This is a genomic window from Polaromonas sp. JS666 (assembly GCF_900103405.1).
Classification (GTDB): Bacteria; Pseudomonadota; Gammaproteobacteria; order Burkholderiales; family Burkholderiaceae_C; genus Polaromonas.
In genome coordinates, this window is the sequence record NZ_FNHX01000002.1 from 569,329 (window position 1) to 592,661 (window position 23,333).

Consider the following 23,333-nt stretch of genomic DNA (forward strand, 5'->3'; position numbering starts at 1 on the left):
ACGAAAGCGGTGGCGGCTCTCTTTATTTGGTGGTGCCGCTGGCCGGCGTGCCGGGCGCGGTCGAACCGGAGTTCGACACAGCCGCGCTGGACTCCGGCGTAGGCGTGGGGCTGGTACCGCTGCTGCTGGTGGAAGGTGTCGAAGGCGCAGGCGTGGAAGAGGTTGAAGGGCTGGAGCTGGACGGCGTCGAGGAGGTCGCGCCGGTGTCTTCGACTTTCTTTCCACAGGCGCCCAGTGCCAGCAGGGCAGCCAGGGCAAGAGCCGTTGCGGCAGCGGGTTTGAATTTGGATGCGTGCATGTGTGTTTCCTTGTATGAAGAAATGAAGCGATAGGAAGATCAATCTGTCGATCGGCGGAAGTTGGCTGAACGCCAGCCAGTCACCAATTTAGCCGCGCCTTGCGGCCATGCCCCATGAGACTGTGTCCCACAGGGCTGTAGGGATTTTTCGATGGGTGCGCGCCGAGTGCACGCACCGGAAGGCGTGCTTCAGCAGGCGCGGGCGTGGCCTGTCAGGCGGATGCGCCTGTGCGGGTTGTCGCGCCGCGCCCCCGAGCTGGGGCCGGCGCCGCGGCTGCTCCTGGAGCCGTTGTCCGGCCTGTCGCCCACCTGGCCTTTGGAAGGGCTGGGTTCGGGTTTGTGGGCATGAAGGGTGTCGCTGCTTTTCATGGGAAGGTCTCCTTCGGCTTGCAGGCCCCGGCCGGCTGTGCCGGAAATCCGGCTCGCCTGCCACAAGGGCGCACAAAGGGGTGCACAGAGTCTGTTGGTTTCACTCTAAAAGCCGCGCGGCACGGCCGCTGTAGGCAATGCCTGCCCATGGCGTAGGAGACGGCCTACAAATCTAGGCGGGGGGCCGCGCCGGGGAACGCACATGCTCGGGCCGCACACCCACACCCACCGCATAAGCCGGCAGTGCCTGCAGCAGCGGCCAGCGGCGCATCAGCTTCAAGGGCCAGGGCAGCGCCATGGGCGGGGCTTCGCTGCCGCGCGCCGCCAGCACCGGACTCAGCACGCGGTTCTGGATGGCCACCTGCGCCGCCTGGGTGAGCCGGGTCGGCAGCAGGCGCCGCTTTTCCACCCGCGCCAGGAAAGGCGTCAGGGCCGCCGTGTCCACGCGCGCATCGGCCAGCGGCTGCGCTAGCGTGTTGGCCGCCGCCACGGCATCCTGCACCGCCAGGTTGATGCCCACGCCGCCCACGGGCGACATGGCATGCGCGGCGTCGCCTATGCACAGCAGGCCGGGCCTGTACCAGCGCTCCAGCCGGTCCACCGTCACGCTCAGCAGCTTGATGTCGTCCCAGCTTGCCAGCGCGTCCATGCGACCCGCGAACAGGGGCGCCACTTTCACCATGTCGGCCCTGAAGGCCTCCAGCCCGCGCGCGCGCACGGCCTCAATCCCGCCCTTGGGAATCACATAGGCGCACTGCCAGTAGCTGCCGCGGTCAATCATGGCCAGAAAGATGCCCGTGGTGATGCGCCCGCCCGTGGTGGAAGGATCCCCCGGCAGCTTGGGCAGCCGCATCCACAACACGTCGATGGGTGCGCCCAGGTCGCGCACCACCAGCCCGGCGGCGGCGCGCACCGTCGAGCGCCTGCCGTCGGCGCCTATGACCAGATCCGCCCTCACCTGCAGGGGGCCTTCCGGCGTGGTGACATGCACGTCGGTCACCGTGCCGCCCTCCTCACTCAACCCCGTGACTTCGGCGTTCTGCAGCAATCGAAAACCGGGATAAAGCTCGGCTTCGTCGCGCACAAAATCCAGGAACTCCCACTGCGGCATCATCGCGATGAACTGGCAGCGTATGCGCAGGCGCTTGAAACTGGCCAGCACCACCTGGGTGTCGCCGACAATCGCACGCAACTCGCTGACCTCCTCGTGCGGGCGTGCCAGGAATTTGTCCAGCAGGCCCAGTTCGTGGATCACCTGCAGGGTGGACGGATGCACCGTGTCGCCGCGAAAGTCGCGCAGGAAATCGGCATGCTTTTCGAGCACCAGCACCTCCACGCCGGCGCGTGCCAGCAGCAGGCCCAGCATCATGCCGGCCGGGCCGCCGCCGGCAATGCAGCAGCGGACCTTGAGAACTTCGGCCATGGGTGTCTCCCTCGGGGAAAAGTCCTCCGACCTTATAGAAGCTTGCCGCGCAGTGCAAGCGCGGGGCAGGCGCTCAGGCCGGCGGCGCGGGGGCCGGGCCCGGTTTCAGGCTTGCACCCGGGGAGGCGCCGGATGCGGCGCCGGCCTCGCCCTCATCGTGGTTGTGGCCGTCATCCTCGATGGCTTGCCGGGCATGGTGGGCGTGGTGGGACTCTTTGGGGCTGATTTCGGGAAATGGCTTGACGACCGGCTGGTGCAGCAGCTCGGCGCCTTCGGGGCTGGTGTCTATCGGCATGTCGGTTCTCCTTGCAGCAGTCAAACCTTGCGGGAAACCCGGAAGCGGGTGTCCTGCCTGCGTTGCGCATTTCCTGTGCGCCTTATGACACTACACCGGTTTCTATTTCATTGCCGGCAGCGCTTTTTTCGCCTATATCACCGTCATTGGCATGGGCGTGGTCTGCACCTCGCCCGGGTCCGGCGGCGTGTCCAGGGGCGGCAGCGGCTCGGGCGGCGGGGTGTTGGGGCTGGTGGCCACGGGCTAGCGCTCTTTCTTTCCGGCCCCGGGCGGCAGGTCGCGGATCATGGCCTCGCCTTTTTTGTCGCGCCCGTCGGAGGGCAGGTCGTCCTCCAGCGTGGGCTCGGGCTCTTCATTGCCGGGGCGCTTGTGTGCGCCGGCACGGGGTTGTGCCGCTTCGGCTTTCGGGGACCGGGCTTTGGTGATCTGGGCCGGCTCGGCCGGCAAGGTATGTGCCGGCTCGTCGGGCGAGCCCGTACCCAGCGGAACGCCGCCGTCAGGTGAATGGCCGCGCCTGGTATTCATCACAAGCCCACCAGCATGAGCGGCAAGTCATGGGTGGCCAGCGCCGCAGCGGCCGCCATGCTGGCGAAGACCGTGATGAAGAACGCGATATAGGCCGCGGCACGCGGGCGGCGAACAATGCGCGGTTTGCGCTGCGACGCCTTGCGCAGCGGCTCGCCGAATGCGGTCGACGGGCGGAAGGCGCTGGAAACCGTGGTGGGTTCTGAATGGAAGTTCATGGCGGGCCTGCCTTTGCACAAAGGATAGTGGGCTGGGAAGAATGCCGACTTCATCTTCCCGCCGCGCCCCAAACCGGCCTATAGGCCGCCAAGCCCTGAGCTTGTCAGGCGCCGTCTTACAGCAGCGCCGCAGGGCCGAAAACCCTCAATGGTGGTGCGCCATGCCGCTGATCAGCGTGACCAGGCCTATGCCTATGGCCAGCCAGGCGATCTGCGCCATGGTTTCACGGGCGGTCACGCGTTTTTGCAGCTGCGGGATCAAATCGGCCAGCGCGACGTAGATAAAGCTGCTCGAGGCCATGATCAGGAAAAACGGCAGGTAGTCATAGAGCTGGTCGACCAGCGCGTAGCCGACCACGCCGCCCAATGCCGTCACCGCACCGGCCAGCGACACCTTGACGAGGGCGGCGCGCCGGTTGTTCGAGGTCTGGCGCAGCACCACCAGGTCGCCCATGTGGTGGGGCACCTCGTGCACCAGCACCGCCAGCGCGGCGACCACACCCAGCCGCAGGTCCGCCATAAAAGCCGAGGCGATCAAAATGCCGTCGCCGAAGGCATGCACGCTGTCGCCGGCCAGCACGGCCCAGCCGCCGGTGCGGGCTTCACCATGCCCGTGCCCATGATTGTGGCCGTGGTGGCTGTGCGCGGCATGCACATGCCCGGTATGGTCATGCTGCGCATGCGCCGCCGCTTCGGGGCCGTGGTGCTCGCCGCCATGGTGCTCATGGCCGTGGTGCCAGAGCTCGGCCTTGTCGAGCAGGAAAAAGAACACCAGCCCCACCAGCAAGGTGGCGAACAGCTCCTTGGCGCCGGCCTGGCTTTCAAAAGCCTCGGGCAGCAGGTGCATAAAGGCCGTGGCCAGCAGCGCACCGGCGGCCAGGCTCAGCATGTGCTGCGTGTAGCGGGCCAGCACGCCAAAGCTCAGCAAGGCCGCCAGCCACACGCTGCCTATGCCGGCGGCCAGGGTTCCCATCAAGATTGCTAGCAAAGTCATAGCTACATATGCCCGTATTGACTGGGCCTAAGCCCAAATTGATTAGCCCATGCCTGCAGGGGCAACCCGGAGGTTACACCACAGACGACAAAACCCCGGGCGCAGCATTCAATGCCAGCGGGCCGGGGTTGTTTTTATCTTAGCAAGGCTGTCAAGAGGGGCCGGCGTAAAAAAAGCCGCCGGCCCGGGCGGGCTGGCGGCTTGGATGCTCTGTATGAACGAAAAATCAGGCCACGCCGTGAGATTTAAACCACTCCAGCGCACGCTTGAAGCCGTCTTCAGCCGCGTCCTTGCGGTAGCTGGGCCGGTAATCGGCATGGAAGGCATGGGGAGCCTGCGGGTAGACCACAAACTCGGAGGCGGCGGCCGCCTTGTTGCCTTTGGCGCTGGCTTCGGCCAGTGCGTCCTTCATCTGGTTGACGGTGGTCAGCGGGATGCCGCCGTCCTGGCCGCCATACAAACCGAGCACGGGCGCCTTCAGGCCCGCGGCGAGGTCCAGCGGGTGCTTGGGCGTGAGCGCCGAAGGCTGGCCGACCAGGCGGCCGTACCAGGCCACGCCGGCCTTGACGTTCTTGCTCTGCTCGGCGTACAGCCAGGTGATGCGGCCGCCCCAGCAAAAGCCGGTGATGCCGACTTTTTTGGTGTTTCCGCCGTTGGCGCCCGCCCACTTCACCGCGCCGTCCAGGTCGGCCATGACCTGTTCGTCAGGCACCTTGGAGACGACCTCGGCCAGCAGCTTGGCCATCTCGTTGTATTTGCTGGGGTCGCCCTGGCGCGCGTAGAGCTCGGGGGCGATGGCCAGGTAGCCGGCCTTGGCGAAGCGCCGCGCGGTGTCGGCGATGTATTCGTGCACGCCGAAGATTTCCTGGATCACCAGCACTACCGGCAGGTTGGTCTTGCCGGCGGGCGCCGCGAAGAAGGCGGGCACCTTGAAGCCGTTGACCTCGTAAGTGGTCTCGCCGGTCTTCAGGCCTTCCGAGGAGGTCTTGATCGCGGTCTGCGCCATGATGGGCATGGCGGTGGCGGCATAACCGACACCCAGGGCTGTTTTGAGCGCGGTGCGGCGGCTGGCGCCGGCTTCGGTGCTCCGCCCAGGCAGCAAGGCATCGAAGTCTTTTTTCTGGTCGTGTTCAAGCATGGCGGTTTCCTCACAGATAGTTGTTGGGAGAGAAAGGCAAACAGTCGGAGTCTATGCGGCCCCGGAAGTTCTTGCCACCGCGGGGCGACGGCATGGTGTTTTCCCTTGCCCCGCCCTCTTTCATTTCACTTCAGCGCCCCGGCCTCAGACGATCTTGACGCTGAGCTCCGGCAGGCCGTCGATGTGGCATTCGATGACATCGCCCTTGACCACCGGGCCGACGTTTTCGGGCGTGCCTGAATAAATGATGTCGCCAGGGAAGAGCTCAAAAGCCTCCGACAGCTTGGAGATCTGCTCGGCCACCGACCAGATCATGTGGTTGAGCGTGGCGTTCTGCTTGAGCTGGCCGTTAACCTTGAGCCAGATCGCGCCCTTGGTGTAATGGCCGGTCTGCGCCACCTTGTGGATGGGACCTATGGGGGCCGACATGTCAAAACTCTTGCCGATTTCCCAGGGTTTTTTCTGGTCGCCCATGCCGCGCTGCAAATCGCGCCGCGTCATGTCCAGGCCCAGCGCGTAGCCGTAGACCAGGTCCAGCGCCTTGTCCATGGGGATGTTGCGCCCGCCCTTGGCCAGCGCCGCCACCAGTTCGACTTCGTAGTGGTAGTTCTTGGTCAGCGTGGGATAGGGATGGTCGGCCACCTTGCCGGGTGGCACCACCTGGATGGCGTCGGTAGGCTTCTGGAAAAAGAATGGCGGCTCGCGGCTGGGGTCCGAGCCCATCTCGATCGCATGGGCCGCGTAGTTGCGGCCTATGCAGTAGATGCGGCGCACCGGGAACATCTCGGTGCTGCCCGCGATGGGGATGTAGGTCCCGGCCACCGCGAAGGGCGTGGCCGGCGCATTGGCCGCCGTGCCGGGCGTGGCGCAGCCGACGACCGCGCCTGTCGCCATCAGGGCGCCTGTTTGCAGAATTCCGCGTTTGCTCATGTCTGGTTGTGTCATGGGTGTCTCCTGGATTGATAAAAGCTGGAGCTTGTTGTCGGCGTTTTTCTCCAACCCTAAAGCTTAGGGCGGACACGGCTTTCCCAGGTGGACGCAATTACGCATTTACCGGACGATTCAATGCAGTGCTGTTGCAGCGCAGCAGGCTTCAGGCACCCGAAATCTTTGCGCGTACGCTGTCGCGGTAGGCTTTCGGCGTCTGGCCGAAGCGCTGGCGGAAGCGCCGCGCGAAATAAGCCTCGTCAGCAAAACCTGCGGCGTGGGCGATGCTCGCGATGCGCTGGCCGCTGTGCGCCAGCTGTTCCTGGGCAAATTCCAGCCGCCGCTCCGTCACCAGGTCGGTGAAGGTCTTGCCGGTTTCCTTTTTTAAAAGGTGGGCCAGGTAGTTGGGCGAGAGAAAAGCCGCCGCCGCCGCATCGGCCAGCGTGACTTCGCCGGCCAGGTGCTCGCGGATATAGCGCACCGCGCGCTGCAGGCTGGCGCGCCGGCTGCCCTGCTGCGCCTGGCTGGCCGAAAAGCGCAGCAGGTCGGCTTCATACTTGCGACAGACCAGGCCTATGAGCTGCAGCATCAGGCCGCGGATCATCTCGATGGAGCCGAAGCGGCGGTGCGCGTTTTCAAACGCGAGTTTTTCCAGCAGCGCCTCGATCTCGGGAAACTCTTCCTCGGAAAAATAAAAGTCGGCGTATTCCTGGAACAGAAAAGGCGCGAGCTCGGGCGCGCGGCTCAAGGGCACGTCCTCCAGGTCCAGCGGGTCCACGTCCAGGCCGGGGCGCAGGAACTGCTGCGACATATTGATGATGACGTAGCGCGAGCCCTCGGGATGCGGGATCACATGCACGCGGTAAGGCAGGATAAAACTCAGGTAGCCGCGGCGGAAAGGCCGCACCGTGCCGGCCACGTTCTGTTCGGTGTCGCCCTGCAGGCTGATCTGGATCTGGAAATACTCGTGCCGGTGCGGACGCACCAGCGGCGGCCGCACCAGCTGGGACCGGATGTCGAAGTCCAGGTGGTCGGCCCGCTCGGACATGCCGTAGGTCTTGATGTCTGTCATGCGCCGTATTCTCGGGCTTGTGCTCACCGGCTTGCTCTGTTGTTTCTTTTTCGCATCCTTAATTTCTGTATTGACAGAAATTTCAGACAACGTATAGTCAGAGTCATGGAACTCAGCCCCGTCGCCCGCAAATTTGTCGTCCATTGGGGAGAGATGGGCACCGCCTGGGGCGTCAACCGCACCGTTTCGCAAATCCACGCCCTGCTTTTTTTCCACGGCCGCCCGCTGCATGCCGAGGACATCGCCGACACGCTGGCCGTGGCGCGCTCCAATGTCAGCACCAGCCTCAAGGAGTTGCTGAACTGGAACCTGATACGCGCCACCCACGTCCTGGGCGACAGGCGCGACTATTACGAAACCTCGCTGGACGTCTGGGAGCTGTTTCGCACCGTGGTGCGCGAGCGCAAGGAGCGCGAATACGACCCGACGGTGCGTATGCTGCGCGAACTCGTGAAAGACCAGGGCTTTGAGGCCGAACCCGCCGACGCGCAGGACCGTGTGCGTGAAACCCTGAGGCTGATGGAATCGCTGGGCCTGTGGGCCGACGAGATGTTGCGCCTGTCGCCCAACACCCTCGAAAAAGTGCTGCGCATGGGCGCCAGCGTGCAGAAGTTCGTGCGCGGCGACAGCGACGCCAAGCCCATGGATCCTTCGGAGTTGCTGCCGCCTACCTTCTGAGGCCGGCCGGCTTTTTTTTGATTATCAATTTCTGTTTGTACTGAAATTTCTAAAGGAGAGAAATATGACTGCCACCCACTCAACAGAACAGGCGATCAGCAGCCCAGGCAACACCCGCTACGACAGCTTCAAGGCCGGCATGGACCCGGCCATCTACCCGCTGACCCTGTACTACGAATCGGCCTGCCCGCTTTGCAACGCCGAAATGAGCAACCTGATGCTGCGCAACACCGAGGGCCATCTGCGCTTTGCCGACGTCTCGGCAGCGGATTTTTCCGGGCCGCCCGCGGGCACCACGATGCAGGACTTGCTGGAGCTGATCCACGCCCGCAGGGCCGACGGCCGCGTGCTCAAGGGCGTGGAGGTGTTCCGCCTGGCCTACGAGGCCGTCGGCCTGGGCTGGGTCAGCACCGCCATGCGTTTGCCGCTGCTGCGCCCCTTCGCGGAATGGAGCTACCCCGTGCTGGCGCGCAACCGCCACCGCATCCCGCGCGGCCTGGTGCGCCTGATGTTTGAAGGCGCCGTGCGGCGCGCGGCCGAACGCTCGGCCGCCGCCCGCTGCGATTCCGCCAGTTGCTCGCGTTAAACCAGGCTATTCAAACAAAGAAAGGAAACACCCATCATGGAAGCGCATCTCGATGCCACCCTGTTTTTTGTCTCGCTGCTGGTCGCAGTGGTCGGCCCCATTGTGGCGATCAGCTACCTCAAGCCCATCCTTTACAAGGTGCTGCGCATGCTGTGCGACGCGGACGGCGGCGCGGAGTTCTGGATACGCTGCGCCTACCTGCTGGCCGTGTCGGGCACCCTGTTGCTGATGCTGAGCTTTGGCGAATTCACCGACCGCCACAGCGCCGTCGACGCGATGCGGCGTTCGCTGTGGCTGGTGATGGCGGGCGTGTTCGCCACCGTGGCCATCATCTCGCGCAATGTCTGGACGCAGGTGCGCCAATGGATAGCGGCGAAGGAACTGGCCGCCCATGTGCAGGGCGCCCAGCCAACCGCGCCGGCCATACCGCCTGCCGCAACCGGCGGCACGCCCTGAAGGCGGGCGCACAGCGCAAGACCGGACTGCACGAGGAGGCCAAGCCATGTCTCTGAGTATCGATACAAGCCGCGCCGCCGCCAGCGCAAGGCCCACGCATGTCCGCTGGGATGACCTAGTGGCCTTGCGGCCTCGCCAGGTCGCGCTGAACCTGGGCCTTTCCGCACCCTGGCTGGCAGGCTCGCTGTGGGCCGCGCAGCAAGACCTGTACTGGCTGGCGATGCCGCTGTCGGCGGCTTTTTTCCTCACAGCGCTGCGTCAGGCCCATGACAGCTACCACGCCAGCATAGGCGTGCCGCGCCGCTGGCTGGATGCCGTGCTGCTGATGCTGACCCTGGGCATGCTGTGCTCCACCCACGCCATACGCCACACCCACCTGGCGCACCACCGCAACCCGCTGGGCGAAGGCGACGAGGAAGGCGGCTGGGCACGGCAAGCCGGCTGGCGCGCCCTGCTGCTGGGGCCGCTGTTCAGCCTGCGCACCCATGCGCAGGCGCTGCGCGACGGCAGCCCGCGCACGCGGCGCTGGGTGTGGGCGGAGCTCTCATTGATCGCCGCGGCCTGGCTGGCCGCCATCGCGGCCGAGCAGGCCTGGCTGCGCTACCACGTGGTCGCGATGATGGGCTCCAACGCCCTGGTCGGATTTTTTGCGGTATGGAGCGTGCACCATGGCTGCGATGCGAAGGGAGTCTTCGCCCGCACCGAACGGCGCGCCTGGGTCAACCGCCTGACGGTGAATCTGCTCTACCACGTCGAGCACCACCTCTATCCCGCCGTGCCGGCCAATCATTTGCCCATGCTGGCAAGCCGGCTGGATGCGGCCGCGCCGGAGTGGACGTTGGCGCGGGTGCTGGGGCCGCAGAAAACTAGCGCGTCGCTACGGCAGGCCCGGCATGCTGCATGACCACCGCGCGCACGCCTTCAACGACTTTTGCCATGCGCCCGTAGTCCAGCCTGTCCGCCGTGTCCTGCGGCGTGTGGTAAGCCTTGTTCCTGTAAAAAGCCGTATCGGTGACCATCATCCCCACATAGCCTTCATGCCAGTAATTGAGGTGGTCCGAAAAATCGACTCCCACGACAAAACCCGGCGCATTGATGGAGTACACCGGCAAGTCGGAAGCCGATTTCATGGCCGCCTTCACCTGGCGCGCGACATCGCCGTCCTGGTAGAAGCCCACCAGTGAAATGAAATTCCCGGTAGTCGGATAGATCGCATTGAGAAGCCGCACGGGGTGCTCCTGGCTTCCCGGCTCGTCACTGAAATAGCCTATGCACTCAAGCGACAGCATGAGGGACGCACGCTTTCCGGACTCGGCAAGGGAGCGGGCGTGGATGGCGCTGCCCATGTGGGGTGTGCGAAAAAAGGGAGGCTCTTCATTGGTATAGAACACCAGTTCCACGCGCTGGCGAAAAGACTGGCCCTTGAGCAGCCGTGCCAGCTCAAGCAGCCCCGCCACGCCGCTGGCGTTGTCGTCCGCGCCGGGCTGCTCACCGGCCACGTCATAGTGAGCGCCCACCACCGTCACGTCGGCTGTATCAGGGCCCAGCTTTACGACCAGGTTGCGGTAAGGCCGGCCCTCGGCGGTGAAGCGCTGGCTCTCGACCTTGAAGCCCAGCCGGGCAAGCTGCGACTCCAGGTAAGCGGCAGCGCCTTCCAGGCGGGCACCGTTGTCAAAAGTGCGATTCGAAAAATCGGTGGAGAGTTTGCGGACCAGCTGTTCCAGCCTGGCGGCGGATGCGGTTTGGGCTGCCGGGGCCGCCGTTGCAGCGGCCGACACAAAGGGCTGCGTCAAGCGGTACCAGGCATACGCCGCCGCCACACCGGCCACGAGCAAAGGCAGGACGATGCCGGCAACGAGGATTTTGCGGCTTCTTCTCACGCGTTGAGCCCCGACATGGGGATTGGGGGCGGCTTAATGCGCCTTGTCCCAGTTCGGACCGACGCCGATTTCAGCGAGCAGCGGCACCTTCAAATCCGCCACGCCGGCCATCAGGCGCGGAATCTCGGTGCGCACCCATTCGACCTCGGCCTCGGGCACCTCGAACACCAGTTCATCGTGCACCTGCATGATCATCTTGGTGGCGCGTTTCTCTTCGTCGAGCACCTGCTGCACCTTGTTCATGCTGAGCTTGATCAGGTCGGCCGCCGTGCCCTGCATGGGCGCGTTGATGGCCTGGCGCTCGGCGGCTTTTTTGCGCGGGCCGTTGCCGCCGTTGATTTCCGACAGGTAGAGGCGCCGGCCGAAGACGGTTTCCACGAAGTGGTTCTTCTGGGCGAACACCACGGTCTGGTCCATGTAATTCTTGACGCCGGGGTAGCGCTGGAAGTATTTGTCGATATAGGCCGCCGCGGCCTTGGTCTCTATGCCGAGGTTGCGCGCCAGCCCGAAGCTGCTCATGCCGTAGATCAGGCCGAAGTTGATGACCTTGGCGTAACGGCGTTGTTCGCTGCTGACCTGCTCCAGCGCCACGCCGAAGACCTCGGCGGCCGTGGCGCGGTGCACGTCCAGACCATTGGTGAAGGCGCTGAGCAGCGCTTCGTCGCTGCTGATGTGGGCCATGATGCGCAGCTCGATCTGCGAATAGTCGGCACTCGCGATCACGCTGCCCGCGGGCGCCACAAAGGCCTCGCGCACGCGCCGGCCTTCGGCCGTGCGTATCGGGATGTTCTGCAGGTTGGGGTCGTTGCTCGACAGCCGCCCCGTCACGGCGACGGCCTGCGCATAGTGGGTGTGCACGCGGCCGGTGCGCGGCAGCGCCAGCTGCGCGAGCTTGTCGGTGTATGTGCCCTTGAGCTTGCTGAGCGAACGGTGCTCCAGCAGCTTGGCGGGCAGCGGGTAATCTTCGGCCAGTTTTTCGAGCACCTCCTCGTCGGTGCTGCGCGCGCCGCTGGGGGTCTTCTTGATGACCGGCATGCCGAGCTTGTCGAAGAAGATCTCGCCGAGCTGCTTGGGGCTGCCCAGGTTGAAGGGCTGGCCGGCGATCTCGTAGGCTTCGGTTTCAAGCTGGATGATGCGCTGGCCCAGTTCATGGCTTTGCGCGGCCAGGGTGGGGGCATCGATCATCACGCCGTTGCGCTCTATGCGGTACAGCGTTTCGCTGCTCTGCATTTCCAGTTCGTAGATGAAGCGCAGCTTCTCGTTAGCCTGCAGCTGCGGCCACAGCACACGGTGCACGTCCAGGGTCTGGTCGGAGTCTTCGCACGAGTATTCGGCGGCCTTGGCGATATCGACCTGGTTGAACTTGATCTGGTGCGCGCCCTTGCCGCACAGGTCTTCGTAGTTGATGCCGCTGCGGCCCACGTGGCGCTCGGCCAGGCTGGCCAGGCCGTGCGGCTTGTGCACTTCCAGCACATAGCTTTGCAGCATGGTGTCGTGCGCATAGCCCTGCACCTCGATGCCATGATTGGCGAACACATGGCGGTCGTATTTGACGTGCTGGCCCAGCTTGGGCCTGGCCGGGTTTTCCAGCCAGGGCTTGAGGCGGGCCAGCACCTCGTCGCGCGGCAGTTGCGCGGGCGCGTCGGGATAGTCGTGCGTGAGCGGGATGTAGGCCGCCTCGCCGGGCGTGACGCTAAAACTCAGGCCGACGATTTCCGCCAGCATTTCATCGAGCGAGGTGGTTTCGGTGTCCAGCGCGACGAGTTCAGCGGCTTCGATTTTCACCAGCCAGCGGTCGAAGGCCTCCCAGGTCAGCACCGTGTCGTAGTTCAGGTTGCTGGCGCGTTCGGCCAGCGGAGCCTCATCAGTCGCGGCGGCCGGCTCGTCAAACAGGCCCGGTGAATCGGACGAAGCCGCAGCCTTGGCCGCCTTGGGATGCCGTCCTTCGGGCCCGGCGGGTAACTCGGCGGGCATACTTTCGGTGTCGATCTGCCTGACTAGGCCCTTGAAACCGTATTGTTCGTAAAAGGCCTTCAAGGCCTCGGTCTGCTGCGCGCCCATGGCAATTTCGTCCAGGGCGGGCAGGCCGGCAATGTAGCCGTCCAGTTCGCAGTCCTTCTTGATGGTCAGCAGTTCGCGGCCTTTGGGCAGCCAGTCCAGCGACTGGCGCAGGTTCTCACCGACCACACCCTTGATCTCACCGGCGCGGGCCACCAGCGCATCCAGCGAGCCGTATTCGAGCAGCCACTTGACAGCAGTCTTCGGGCCGACCTTGGGCACGCCCGGCACGTTGTCGACCGCGTCGCCGACCAGGGCCTGGTAATCGATCATCAGCCGCGGCGGCACGCCAAACTCGGCTTCGACCCCGGCCACGTCCCGGCGCCTGTCGTTCATGGTGTCGATGACGGTGATGTTTTCGTCGACCAGCTGGCTCAAGTCCTTGTCGCCGCTGGAAATAATCACCTCAATGCCCTGGCTGGACGCCAGGCAGGCCAGCGTGCCTATCACGTCGTCGGCTTCCACGCCGGGAACGTCCAGCACCTTCCAGCCCAAGAGCCGCACCACCTCGTGGATAGGCTCGACCTGGCTGCGCAGGTCGTCGGGCATGGGCGAGCGCTGGGCTTTGTAGTCAGGGTAGAGCGCGTCGCGAAAGGTCGGCCCTTTGGCGTCGAACACGCAGGCGGCGAAGTCGGCGCGCACATCCTTGCGCAGCTTCTGCATCATGTTGACCATGCCGCGTATGGCGCCGGTGGCCGGGCTGGCCGGGTCGCCCGGGTTGGCGCGCAGGTCGGGCATGGCATGGAAGGCGCGATACAGGTAGCTGGAGCCGTCCACCAGCAGCAGCGTTTTTTTGTCGGTACTCATGGGGCCTGATTGTCGGGGATATCGGCCCGGCCCCGCCGGGTACGCCACAAGCGCCCCGAACCGGCCCCGGCAGGCGGTTTTTACCTACACGGGCAGCCTCTTTATTACGACAGGGCGGGGCTTTGTCGCCCGGCCGCCGCAGGCCTACAATGCAGGCATGAACCACGCTTTCCGCCTCCTTATCGCTGCAGCCGCAGCGCTGCCGCTGGCCGCGGCCATGGCCCAGGCACCCGCGCAAAACACCGCGCCGCCCGCCAAGGCAGAGGCGGCACCGGCCCCCTCGGGACGCCCCGACCAAGCCATCAAGCGCATACGCACCGAAGATGCCGGCACCCGCATCGACGAGCTTCGCGTGGGCGGCGAAACCCAGCAGATCACCGTGCAACCCAAGACCGGCGGCGCGGCCTATGAAGTCAAGCCCGCCGAAGGCGCACGCGGCGGCGCACCGGGGTCGACCAGCAACGACACCAACGGCAGCCGCGTGTGGAATGTGCTGAAGTTCTGACTTCCACCCTCTCCAGACACACAATTCCAAGAATTCCAGGGTTCAGTTTCAGGCATGGCCGTATACACCGAAGTCTCGTTTGACGAGGCTGCAGCGTTCTTGAACGCCCTGAATCTGGGGCAGCTGCAGAACATCAAGGGTGCCGCGGGCGGCATCGAAAACACCAACTATTTTGTGGACACCGACCAGGGCCAGTATGTGCTGACCCTGTTCGAGCGCCTGAGCTTTGAGCAGTTGCCGTTTTACCTGCACCTGATGCGGCACCTGGCGGCGCACGGCATCCCCGTGCCCGACCCGGCCGGCGACACCAAGGGCAACATCCTCCACGCGCTCAAGGGCAAACCCGCCTCGGTGGTCAGCAAGCTGCGCGGCCACAGCGAGCTCGCGCCCACGGCGGCGCACTGCGCCGGCGTGGGCGAGGCGCTGGCGCGCATGCACCTGGCCGGCCTGGACTACCCGCGCCGCCAGCCCAACCTGCGCGGCCTGGAATGGTGGAACGAGACGGTGCCCGTGGTGCTGCCCCACCTCACGCCCGAACAAAGCAGCCTGATCCTGGGCGAACTGGCCTACCAGAACCACGTGGCGGCTTCTTCGGCCTGCCGCAGCCTGCCGCAAGGCGTCGTGCATGCCGACCTGTTCCGCGACAACGTGATGTTCGAGGATGGCAAGCTCACCGGCTTTTTTGACTTTTATTTCGCCGGCTGCGACACCTTTTTGTTCGACATCGCGGTCTGCCTCAACGACTGGTGCATAGACCTGGCCACCGGCGCCAAGGATGACGAACGCTCCGCGGCCTTTCTGGCGGCCTACCAGGCGGTGCGCCCGCTGACCGCGCAGGAACGCCAGCTGCTGCCAGCCATGCAGCGCGCCGGCGCCCTGCGTTTCTGGCTGTCCCGGCTGTGGGACCTGCATTTGCCGCGCGAAGCCGCCGTACTCAAGGCGCACGACCCCAGCCACTTCGAGCGTGTGCTGCGCGAGCGGCTGGCGCGGCCTTACCTTCTTTAAGTCCCGCGGGCGCGGCGGGCAGCGCCCGCCGGTTTAAGGCACACTGCCCCTGCAATCCCCGCCCGGTTCCTCCCCGGCAACCCTTCCCGAAGCCCCGAAGACCATGAAACTCAACATCGTTCCCGCGAGCACCGGCATCACCTGGGTCAAGCTGGGCGTCAAAACCTTTTTGCAGCAGCCGCTGGCCATGTCGGGCCTGTTCTTCCTCTATATGGCGGTGGGAACGCTGCTGTCGCTGTTGCCGGTGCTGGGGCTGATCCTCGCCTTCATGATCGTGCCGGCCGCCACGCTGGGCCTGATGGCCGCCACGCAGGAAGCCCTCAAAGGCAAATTTCCCATGCCCACGGTGCTGGTCAGCGCTTTCCGCGCGGGCCGCCAGCGCATGCGCGCCATGCTGGTGCTGGGCGCCCTCTATGCCGCGGCCTGCCTGCTGATCGTGATGGTGGTGCCCTTCCTGGTGGACGCGCCGCCTGTGCCGCTCGTAACGCCCTCAACGGCCGACGCCGGCCGCGAAGCGATGCTGGCGCCGCAGTTCCAGCTGACCATGCTGGTCACCATGCTGCTTTACCTGCCGGTCTCGCTGCTGTTCTGGCATGCGCCAGCGCTGGTCCACTGGCACGGCATTTCACCGGTCAAAAGCCTGTTTTTCAGCTTTGTCGCCTGCATACGCAACGCGGGCGCCTTCCTGATGTACGGCCTGGGCTGGTTCGGCGTGTTCCTGGGCATGGGCATTGTGCTGAGCATCATCACCGGCCTGACGGGCAGCGCCACCCTGATGGCCGCGGCCATGATGCCGCTGGCGCTGCTCATGGCAGCCATGTTTTCCACCTCGATTTACTTCACGTTTCGTGATAGCTTCGTGGCCACGCCACCCGACGATTTGACGGGGAGCGCTGAGGACGCCCATAACACTGACGACAAATCCTGACGACCCCACCGTTATCCCACCGGAGATTCTTCATGACCCAGCACCAGTTGCAAGGCCGTAGCGAAAAAGAGATTTTGTGGTTTCAAAGACGTGACACGCTCAAGGCCGCCGCGGCCTGGGTCGCCATGGGCGGCTTGCCCGCCGCCATGGCCCAGCAGCGCAGCAATATCGTCGAACTCCGGGGCGATGCCCTGCTCAACGGCAGCCGGCTGCAAAACGGCCAGACCATCATGACCGGCGACCAGGTACAAACAGGGCCGGGCTCCAACCTGATGTTTGTCATCGGCAACTCGGCCTTCCAGGTGCGCGAGAACTCGATGATCACGGTGGAGCGCGGCAGCTCGCTCAACAGCGTGAGCCTGCTGCGCATGATCACCGGCGCCGTGGTCAGCGTCTGGGGCAAGGGCAGCAGCCGCTCCATCGTCATGCCCACCCTGACGGCCGGCATACGCGGCACCGGCGTGTATGCCGAGGTGTTCGCCAACCAGGACAATCGCAGTTATTTCTGCAACTGCTACGGCACGGTCGACATGGAGTCAAACGGCGAAAAAGTCCTTTCGCAGTCCAACTACCACCAGGCCTTCTGGGGCGAAGTGGCGCCCCGGGACGGCCGCCGGCTGAGCCCCGCCAATGCCATCAACCACAGCGACGAGGAACTGGAATTCCTGGCCGGCCTGGTCGACCAGCGGACCGCCTGGCAGATCGCCGGCAAAAAAGGCGTGAAGGACGGCCGCGGTTACATGGACCCGCAGCCGGGCCAGATGCACCCGGCGCAGATGCCGGTCATGCCGCCGACGCGATAAGCGCTAGACGACAGTCAGTTTGGCGACGCTGAGCGCCAGCCACTTCACGCCGTGGCGCGTGAAGTTGATCTGCGCGCGGGCATCGTCGCCGCTGCCTTCGAGCATCATCACCTTGCCTTCGCCGAACTTGGCGTGGAACACTTCCATGCCGGCCTTGAGCCCGTGCGAGGGCGCGGCCTTTTGCGGCGGCACCGGCGGGTTGGCAAAGCGCTCGGAACTGCCGGCCTTGGATGAAAACACGCTGCTGGCCCAGTCCTTGCGCCCGCCGCCCGCCTGGCCGCTGCCGCCCCAGGCGCCTGAACCGCCCATGCCCGAGGCAAAACCCTGGTTCTTGGGCGTGATCCATTTGAGCGCGGACTCCGGCAGCTCGTCAAAAAAGCGGCTCTTGAGGTTATAGCGCGTCTGGCCGTGCAGCATGCGAGTCTGCGAATGGCTGAGGTAGAGCCGCTTGCGCGCGCGCGTGATGGCGACGTACATCAGGCGGCGCTCTTCCTCCAGCCCGTCGCGGTCGCTCATGGAGTTTTCGTGCGGGAAGATGCCGTCTTCCAGGCCGGTGATGAAGACGCAGTCGAACTCCAGCCCTTTGGACGAATGCACCGTCATGAGCTGCACCGCGTCCTGGCCGGCCTGCGCCTGGTTGTCGCCGGATTCCAGCGCCGCATGCGTGAGGAAGGCCGCCAGCGGCGACAGCGTCTCGCCGGTTTCGGTGTCGGGCGCCAGGGCCTCGGGCAGGGGCTCATTGAGCTGCGGCGCGGACGCATCCAGCCCCTGGCTGGCCGGCGACTGCGTGAGCCGCGCGCCCAGTTCGTCGACCGGCAGCGCCACCGCGTCGCGGCCGAAGCCTTCCTGGCTCACGAAGGACTCGGCGGCATTGACCAGTTCAGCCAGATTCTCCAGCCGGTCCTGGCCCTCTTTTTCGGTTTTGTAGTGTTCTTCGAGGCCGCTGTGCTGCAGCACCAGCTCAATGATCTCGCGCAGGCTCAGGCCCGTGGTCTGCTCGCGCAGCACGTCGATCTTGGCGGCGAAGGCGCCCAGGTTGGCGCCGGCCTTGCCCGGCACCGCGCTCACGCCGTCGTAAAGCGAGCAGCCCGCGGCGCGCGCGGTGTCCTGCAATTGCTCTATGCTGCGCGCACCTATGCCGCGCGGCGGGAAGTTGACGACGCGCATAAAGCTGGTGTCGTCGCGCGGGTTCTCCAACAGGCGCAGGTAAGCAAGCGCGTGCTTGATTTCGGCGCGTTCGAAAAAGCGCAGGCCGCCGTAAACGCGGTAGGGCACGCCGGCATTAAAAAGCGCGGTTTCCATGACCCGGCTCTGCGCGTTGCTGCGGTAAAGCAGCGCGATCTCCTTGCGCTCCACGCCGTCGCGTACCAGCTGTTTGACCTCGTCGACAAACCACTGCGCCTCGGCGAAATCGCTGGTCGATTCGTACACGCGCACCGGCTCGCCGGGGCCGGCCTCGGTGCGAAGGTTTTTGCCCAGGCGCTTGCTGTTGTGGCTGATCAGCTCGTTGGCCGAGTCGAGGATGTTGCCGAAACTGCGGTAGTTGCGCTCCAGCTTGATCTGGTGCTGCACCTCGAACTCGCGCACGAAGTCGGCCATATTGCCCACACGCGCGCCGCGAAAGGCGTAAATGCTCTGGTCGTCGTCGCCGACGGCAATCACCGAGCCTCCGGGCATGGCCTGGCCGCCCTCGGCGGCATCCCCCTGCCCCGCCAGCATCTTGATCCAGGCGTACTGCAGCTTGTTGGTGTCCTGGAACTCGTCGATCAGGATGTGGCGAAAGCGCCGCTGGTAGTGCTCGCGCACCGCTGCGTTGTCACGCAGCAGCTCGTAGCTGCGCAGCATGAGTTCGCCAAAATCGACCACGCCTTCGCGCTGGCACTGCTCTTCATAGAGCGCGTAGATCTCGACCTTTTTGCGGCCCTCTTCGTCGCGCACCTGCACGTCCTTGGCGCGCAGGCCGTCTTCCTTGTTGCCGGCGATGAACCACATCAGTTCCTTGGGCGGGAAACGCTCGTCGTCGATGTTGAACTGCTTGCACAGGCGCTTGATGGCCGAGAGCTGGTCCTGCGTATCCAGGATCTGGAAGCTCTGCGGCAGGTTGGCCAGCTTGTAGTGGGCGCGCAAAAAGCGGTTGCACAGGCCGTGGAAGGTGCCTATCCACATGCCGCGCACATTGACCGGCAGCATGGCCGACAGGCGCGCCAGCATCTCCTTGGCGGCCTTGTTGGTGAAGGTCACGGCCAGGATGCCGCCCGGCGAGACCTGGCCGGTCTGCAGCAGCCAGGCGATGCGCGTCGTCAAAACCCGGGTCTTGCCGGAGCCCGCCCCCGCGAGAATCAGGGCATGCGTGGGAGGCAAGGTGACCGCGGCCAGTTGCTCCGGGTTAAGATTTTGTAAGAGTGGGGAGGTTGGCGCGACTTCTGAGAACATCCCTCATTGTAGAAAGCCCCGATGAAACCATTTGTTCCCCGTACTTCGGCCCTGCCCTTCACAGCGTTAATCGCCCTCCTGGCGGCACTGGCGGCCGGCCAGGCGCGGGCCCAGTCCTTTTGCGCCAGCGACGGCCAGCCCCGGCCCGCGCAGCTCCTGGAGCGTTTCATCAACGCCAATTGCGAAAGCTGCTGGGCCGACCCGGCCGCGCCCAAGGCCGGCGCCGGCCAGCTCGCGCTGGACTGGGTGCTGCCCGGCGACAAGGGCGACGAGGCGCCGCTGTCGGCCGTGGCCGCCCGCGAGGCGCTGGACCGCCTGGCGGCGCTGCGCCAGAGCCCGCCCGCGCAAACCCTGGCCAGCACCCTGCCGGTGCGCGGACTGCAGGGCGCTACCCTGCGCGTGGCCCACGGCCTGCCGCTCAGCGGCTACCTGGGCACCTCGATTGAACTCAAGCCCATCCCCACCGCCGCCAAAGGCCGGCAGTGGACGGCCTGGCTGGCCTTGGTCGAAACCCTGCCGGCGGGCACCGAAGGCTCGCCGGTGGAACGCAACCTGGTCAGGAATGTGATCCAGGTCCCCTGGGACGGCCGCAAGCCGCCGGCCAAGGGCGCACCGAATCGTTTTTTCGACGCGCGCTCCATGAGCATCGCGCAAGGCGCCAATCCCGAACGCATGCGGGTGCTGGGCTGGGTGGAGGACGACAAGGGCCGGGTGCTGACCGCCGCGCAGTCCCGTTGCGCATCTTGAAAATAATTCGCGCCGCTTAACCCCTTTCCGCCGCGAGCCCCGTTTCAGGGTGCATCGCCAACAACAAGGGGATTTCAATGCCACTCGGCCACACCGCGCGCAGCGCCCTCCGTTTCCTTCAGGCTTTGCTTGCGGCCTGCCTCAGCCTCCAGGCGCTGGCCACCAGCCCGCCGCCACCGCCGCCTCCCGGCATCAAATTCATGCCCCCGCCCGACTGGCGGCCGCCGGCCATCGCCGTCAACCACAACGCGGGCCAGCCCATACAGCTGCGCGCGGCTTCGGTGGAGGTCGACGTCTTCGGCGACCAGGCGCGCAGCCGGGTCGAGCTGCGCCTCTTCAACCCCAACCCCCGCGTGCTCGAAGGCGAGCTGCAGTTCCCGCTGCAGGAGGGCCAGGTGGTGACCGGCTTCGCGCTGGACGTCAACGGCCGGCTGCGCGACGCGGTGCCCGTGCCCAAGGCCAAGGGCCAGGAAATTTTTGAAGACATACGCCGCCGGCGCGTGGACCCGGGGCTGCTGGAAGCCGCGGCCGGCAACCAGTACAAGCTGCGCGTCTACCCCATCCCGGCCATGGGAGAGCGGCGCGTGGTGCTCAGCATCACCGAAACCCTGGCGCGCCAGCGCGATGCCGGCGTGCTCAGGGTGCCGCTGGCCTTCGCCTCCACCGTGGGCCAGTTGCAAGTCAGTGTTCGCGCCCACGGCGCCGCCCGCCAGGATGTGCAGCTGCTGCAGGCGCCCGCCGGCACCGGGCTGAACGCCGGCAGCACCGGCATGGAACTGAGCCTGCAAAAAAACCAGTGGCAGGCGCCGCAAGGCCCGGCCGGCTGGCTGCAGCTCGCGCTGCGCCGCACCGGCAAGCCGCAAGTCATGGTGGGCGAGACCGCCGGCAAGACTTTTTTTGCCGGGCAGATCGATGTGCGCGACGAGCCCGTGAGGCGGCCCGCGCCTTCCCACATCGCGCTGGTGTGGGACGCCTCGGCTTCGGCCGCCGCGCAGGCCCGGGTACTGCCGGTGCTGGAGGCTTATTTCCGCAAGCTGGGGCAACCCGTGAAGCTCAGCCTGCTGGTGGTGCGCAACAAGGCCGAAGCCGTGCGCAGCCTCACCGTGGCACCGGGCCGTTTTGAGGAACTGGCCGACGTGCTGCGCGCGGAGCCTTTTGACGGCTCCAGCAATTTCGACGACCTGCCGATCCCCGCCGACGTGGACACCACCCTGATGGTGACCGACGGCCTGATGACGGACGGCAAAAAATCCATCCGCTACACCCACACGGCACCGGTGATGGTGATCAACGGCGCGGCTTCCGCCGACATGGCGCGGCTGGCCCGGCTGGCCGACCGCACCGGCGGCGCGCTGGTGGATGCCGCCCTGCAATCGCCTGATGAAGGCGCGCAGGCCATGCTGATGCAGGGCTGGCGCATCACGAAGCTGGACAGCCTGTCGGCGCGGCAGTTGGTGGCGCCAACAACGCGCATCAGCCAGGGCCGCATCTCGGTGGCCGGCGAGCTGCTGGACAGCAGTGCCCGCGTCGACATCACACTCGCGCACCCAGACGGGCGCCGGCGCACGCTGGCCTTGCAAGTCAACGCCAAGCCGGTCAGCGGCCACTGGCCCGGCCAGCAATGGGCCCAATGGCGCAGCGCCGAATTGGCCGAGAACCCTGGCCTCAACAGCGGCGAACTCCAGCGCATCGCGGCGGCGCACGGCATCGTCGGGCCCAACAGCTCGCTGATCGTGCTGGAGCTGGCTTCCGACTATGCGCGCTACAGCCTGCCCGCCCCGCCCGAACTCGCCGATGAAGTCGCGCGGCTGGGCCAGCAGCAACTCGCCCAGGCGGCGCAGACACGACAGGCGCACATCGAGGCCATGGTCCGGCAGTTTGACGAGAAGCAGCGCTGGTGGGATAAGGACTTCCCCAAGGACACGCCCAAGCGTGCCGAGCCCAAGGCCGAGATGCAGGTCAGCCAGGGCGGCCTGGGCAGCCTGGCTGGCACGGCACGTTCACGCGAGCAAGCCAGGCCCACACCGATGCCGGCGCCCGCCGCGCCCGCAGCGGCAGCTCCCGCTGCACCGGCCCCATCGGCCGCACCCGCCATGGCCGCCGAAGCGCGCGCCGACACCGCCGACCTGCGCCGCGCCAAACAGGCTGCCGCCGCACCCGCCGCCACCATCGCGCTACAGGCCTGGACGCCCGACGCGCCCTATATGAAGCGTTTGCAGAATGCCGGCAAGGACGATCTCTACCGCGTCTACCTCGACGAGCGCGCCGCCTACCTCAGCAGCAGTTCCTTCTACATGGATGCGGCCGGCGTGTTTTTTGAGCGCGGCCTGCCCGAGCTGGGCCTGCGCGTGCTCTCCAACCTCGCCGAGATGAACCTGGAAAACCGCCAATTGCTGCGCCTTTACGCCTATCGCCTGGTGCAGGCGCGCCGCAACGACCTGGCCGTGCCGGTGTTCGAGCGCATCAGCGAACTCGCGCCCAACGAGCCGCAGTCCTGGCGCGACCTGGGCCTGGCGCTGGCCGAGAGCGGCCAGCCGCAGCGCGCCGTCAATGCCCTGTGGGAAGTGGTGTCGCAGCCCTGGAACGGCCGCTTCGCCGGCATCAACATGATCGCGCTGGCCGAACTCAACGCGATTGCCGCCCAGGCAAGCGCCGGCGGCCAGCCCGCGCTGGACCTGGGCCGGGTGGACACCCGCCTGCGCCGCAACCTGCCGCTGGCCCTGCGTGTGGTCATGGCCTGGGACACCGACGACACCGACATCGACATGTGGGTCAGCGACCCGAACGGCGAGAGGGCCAGCTACGCCAACCGGCTGAGCTACCAGGGCGGCGCCATGAGCCCGGACGCGACGGGCGGCTACGGCCCCGAGGAGTTTTCGCTCAAGACCGCCAAACCCGGCAAGTACGGCGTGGAAGCTCAGTTTTTCGGCCATCGCCAGCAGGTGCTGTCGGCCGGCACCACGGTAATGGTGCGCGTGACCACCGGCTTCGGCACGCCGCAGGCGCGCGACGAATGGACCACCCTGCGGCTCACGCGCGGCCAGGAGACGGTGCGCGTGGCCGAGATCGAACTGCGCTGAGCCCTCCCAAAAAGCGAGATGCCACTGTGCATATAAAGGCTATAACGCTTTGCGGGGTACCCCCTGCATGAGAGGCGCATAGAATCAATCACCGGGCCCAAGCAATTG

General features: G+C 65.8%; 23 protein-coding genes. 11 read left to right on the forward strand and 12 right to left on the reverse strand.

Features of this window, described 5'->3' with window-relative positions:
* Positions 1 to 22: 22 nt before the first annotated feature.
* The 5 genes from BLQ85_RS24685 to BLQ85_RS07100 form a co-directional block, all read right to left on the reverse strand.
* Positions 23 to 298: a hypothetical protein gene (locus BLQ85_RS24685; RefSeq protein ID WP_139200910.1), complete on the reverse strand. Its 276-nt coding sequence runs from the start codon at positions 296 to 298 to the stop codon at positions 23 to 25.
* A 189-nt stretch (positions 299 to 487) separates the two neighbouring features.
* Positions 488 to 667, reverse strand: a complete 180-nt coding sequence (locus tag BLQ85_RS07085; RefSeq protein ID WP_007865760.1) for a hypothetical protein — start codon at positions 665 to 667, stop codon at positions 488 to 490.
* A 172-nt stretch (positions 668 to 839) separates the two neighbouring features.
* Positions 840 to 2,090, reverse strand: coding sequence for an FAD-dependent oxidoreductase (locus tag BLQ85_RS07090; protein ID WP_074575607.1), 1,251 nt, complete (start codon positions 2,088 to 2,090; stop codon positions 840 to 842).
* A 73-nt stretch (positions 2,091 to 2,163) separates the two neighbouring features.
* Positions 2,164 to 2,385, reverse strand: a complete 222-nt coding sequence (locus tag BLQ85_RS07095; protein WP_074575608.1) for a hypothetical protein — start codon at positions 2,383 to 2,385, stop codon at positions 2,164 to 2,166.
* 243 nt (positions 2,386 to 2,628) lie between these two features.
* Positions 2,629 to 2,910: a hypothetical protein gene (locus BLQ85_RS07100; protein WP_074575609.1), complete on the reverse strand. Its 282-nt coding sequence runs from the start codon at positions 2,908 to 2,910 to the stop codon at positions 2,629 to 2,631.
* A 15-nt stretch (positions 2,911 to 2,925) separates the two neighbouring features.
* Between BLQ85_RS07100 and BLQ85_RS24955 the strand changes: the two genes are divergently transcribed.
* Complete coding sequence (locus tag BLQ85_RS24955) at positions 2,926 to 3,003, forward strand: hypothetical protein (RefSeq protein ID WP_371327273.1); 78 nt, start codon at positions 2,926 to 2,928, stop codon at positions 3,001 to 3,003.
* 270 nt (positions 3,004 to 3,273) lie between these two features.
* Here the strand turns inward: BLQ85_RS24955 and BLQ85_RS07110 are convergent, their stop codons facing one another.
* The 4 genes from BLQ85_RS07110 to BLQ85_RS07125 form a co-directional block, all read right to left on the reverse strand.
* The gene (locus BLQ85_RS07110; protein WP_074575611.1) at positions 3,274 to 4,122 is read right to left on the reverse strand and encodes a ZIP family metal transporter; all 849 of its coding nucleotides are present in this window, start codon (positions 4,120 to 4,122) and stop codon (positions 3,274 to 3,276) included.
* Between the two features lie 226 nt (positions 4,123 to 4,348).
* A complete protein-coding gene (locus tag BLQ85_RS07115) occupies positions 4,349 to 5,260 on the reverse strand; it encodes a dienelactone hydrolase family protein (protein ID WP_074575612.1) in 912 nt (303 codons plus the stop codon).
* A gap of 144 nt (positions 5,261 to 5,404) precedes the next feature.
* The gene (locus tag BLQ85_RS07120; protein ID WP_074575862.1) at positions 5,405 to 6,205 is read right to left on the reverse strand and encodes a fumarylacetoacetate hydrolase family protein; all 801 of its coding nucleotides are present in this window, start codon (positions 6,203 to 6,205) and stop codon (positions 5,405 to 5,407) included.
* A gap of 148 nt (positions 6,206 to 6,353) precedes the next feature.
* Positions 6,354 to 7,259: a helix-turn-helix transcriptional regulator gene (locus tag BLQ85_RS07125; RefSeq protein ID WP_074575613.1), complete on the reverse strand. Its 906-nt coding sequence runs from the start codon at positions 7,257 to 7,259 to the stop codon at positions 6,354 to 6,356.
* Between the two features lie 105 nt (positions 7,260 to 7,364).
* Here BLQ85_RS07125 and BLQ85_RS07130 point away from each other — a divergent pair, with 105 nt between their 5' ends.
* From BLQ85_RS07130 to BLQ85_RS07145, 4 genes are all read left to right on the forward strand, one after another.
* Entirely contained in the window at positions 7,365 to 7,937 is a 573-nt protein-coding gene (locus BLQ85_RS07130) for a GbsR/MarR family transcriptional regulator (RefSeq protein WP_007865774.1), read from the forward strand.
* Positions 7,938 to 8,001: 64 nt separating this feature from the next.
* On the forward strand, positions 8,002 to 8,523 hold the full coding sequence (locus BLQ85_RS07135) for a thiol-disulfide oxidoreductase DCC family protein (RefSeq protein WP_175456052.1): 522 nt from the start codon (positions 8,002 to 8,004) through the stop codon (positions 8,521 to 8,523).
* Between the two features lie 36 nt (positions 8,524 to 8,559).
* Positions 8,560 to 8,979, forward strand: a complete 420-nt coding sequence (locus BLQ85_RS07140) for a hypothetical protein (RefSeq protein WP_074575614.1) — start codon at positions 8,560 to 8,562, stop codon at positions 8,977 to 8,979.
* 46 nt (positions 8,980 to 9,025) lie between these two features.
* Positions 9,026 to 9,883 (forward strand): fatty acid desaturase, encoded by an 858-nt coding sequence (locus BLQ85_RS07145; protein ID WP_175456053.1) that lies wholly within the window; start codon positions 9,026 to 9,028, stop codon positions 9,881 to 9,883.
* Here BLQ85_RS07145 and BLQ85_RS07150 read toward each other — a convergent pair.
* Together BLQ85_RS07150 and polA are read right to left on the reverse strand one after the other, a co-directional pair.
* Positions 9,846 to 10,859 carry a M28 family peptidase gene (locus BLQ85_RS07150; RefSeq protein WP_083336767.1) on the reverse strand — a complete coding sequence of 338 codons (1,014 nt, stop codon included), beginning with the start codon at positions 10,857 to 10,859 and terminating at the stop codon, positions 9,846 to 9,848. The two genes, BLQ85_RS07145 and BLQ85_RS07150, sit on opposite strands and share 38 nt — an antisense overlap.
* Positions 10,860 to 10,892: 33 nt before the next feature.
* Complete coding sequence (gene polA, locus BLQ85_RS07155; protein ID WP_074575616.1) at positions 10,893 to 13,724, reverse strand: DNA polymerase I; 2,832 nt, start codon at positions 13,722 to 13,724, stop codon at positions 10,893 to 10,895.
* 157 nt (positions 13,725 to 13,881) lie between these two features.
* Here polA and BLQ85_RS07160 point away from each other — a divergent pair, with 157 nt between their 5' ends.
* The 4 genes from BLQ85_RS07160 (at position 13,882) to BLQ85_RS07175 (ending at position 16,965) form a co-directional block, all read left to right on the forward strand.
* The gene (locus tag BLQ85_RS07160) at positions 13,882 to 14,229 is read left to right on the forward strand and encodes a hypothetical protein (RefSeq protein ID WP_074575617.1); all 348 of its coding nucleotides are present in this window, start codon (positions 13,882 to 13,884) and stop codon (positions 14,227 to 14,229) included.
* Between the two features lie 54 nt (positions 14,230 to 14,283).
* Positions 14,284 to 15,234 (forward strand): homoserine kinase, encoded by a 951-nt coding sequence (locus tag BLQ85_RS07165; protein ID WP_074575618.1) that lies wholly within the window; start codon positions 14,284 to 14,286, stop codon positions 15,232 to 15,234.
* 103 nt (positions 15,235 to 15,337) lie between these two features.
* On the forward strand, positions 15,338 to 16,162 hold the full coding sequence (locus tag BLQ85_RS07170; RefSeq protein ID WP_074575619.1) for a BPSS1780 family membrane protein: 825 nt from the start codon (positions 15,338 to 15,340) through the stop codon (positions 16,160 to 16,162).
* A gap of 32 nt (positions 16,163 to 16,194) precedes the next feature.
* Entirely contained in the window at positions 16,195 to 16,965 is a 771-nt protein-coding gene (locus BLQ85_RS07175; protein ID WP_074575620.1) for a FecR family protein, read from the forward strand.
* Between the two features lie 3 nt (positions 16,966 to 16,968).
* Here the strand turns inward: BLQ85_RS07175 and BLQ85_RS07180 are convergent, their stop codons facing one another.
* The gene (locus tag BLQ85_RS07180; protein ID WP_074575621.1) at positions 16,969 to 19,398 is read right to left on the reverse strand and encodes a UvrD-helicase domain-containing protein; all 2,430 of its coding nucleotides are present in this window, start codon (positions 19,396 to 19,398) and stop codon (positions 16,969 to 16,971) included.
* Positions 19,399 to 19,419: 21 nt separating this feature from the next.
* Here BLQ85_RS07180 and BLQ85_RS07185 point away from each other — a divergent pair, with 21 nt between their 5' ends.
* Both BLQ85_RS07185 and BLQ85_RS07190 read left to right on the forward strand, forming a co-directional pair.
* Positions 19,420 to 20,145 carry a hypothetical protein gene (locus BLQ85_RS07185; RefSeq protein ID WP_074575622.1) on the forward strand — a complete coding sequence of 242 codons (726 nt, stop codon included), beginning with the start codon at positions 19,420 to 19,422 and terminating at the stop codon, positions 20,143 to 20,145.
* 77 nt (positions 20,146 to 20,222) lie between these two features.
* Entirely contained in the window at positions 20,223 to 23,225 is a 3,003-nt protein-coding gene (locus tag BLQ85_RS07190) for a VIT domain-containing protein (protein WP_074575623.1), read from the forward strand.
* Positions 23,226 to 23,333 lie beyond the last annotated feature (108 nt).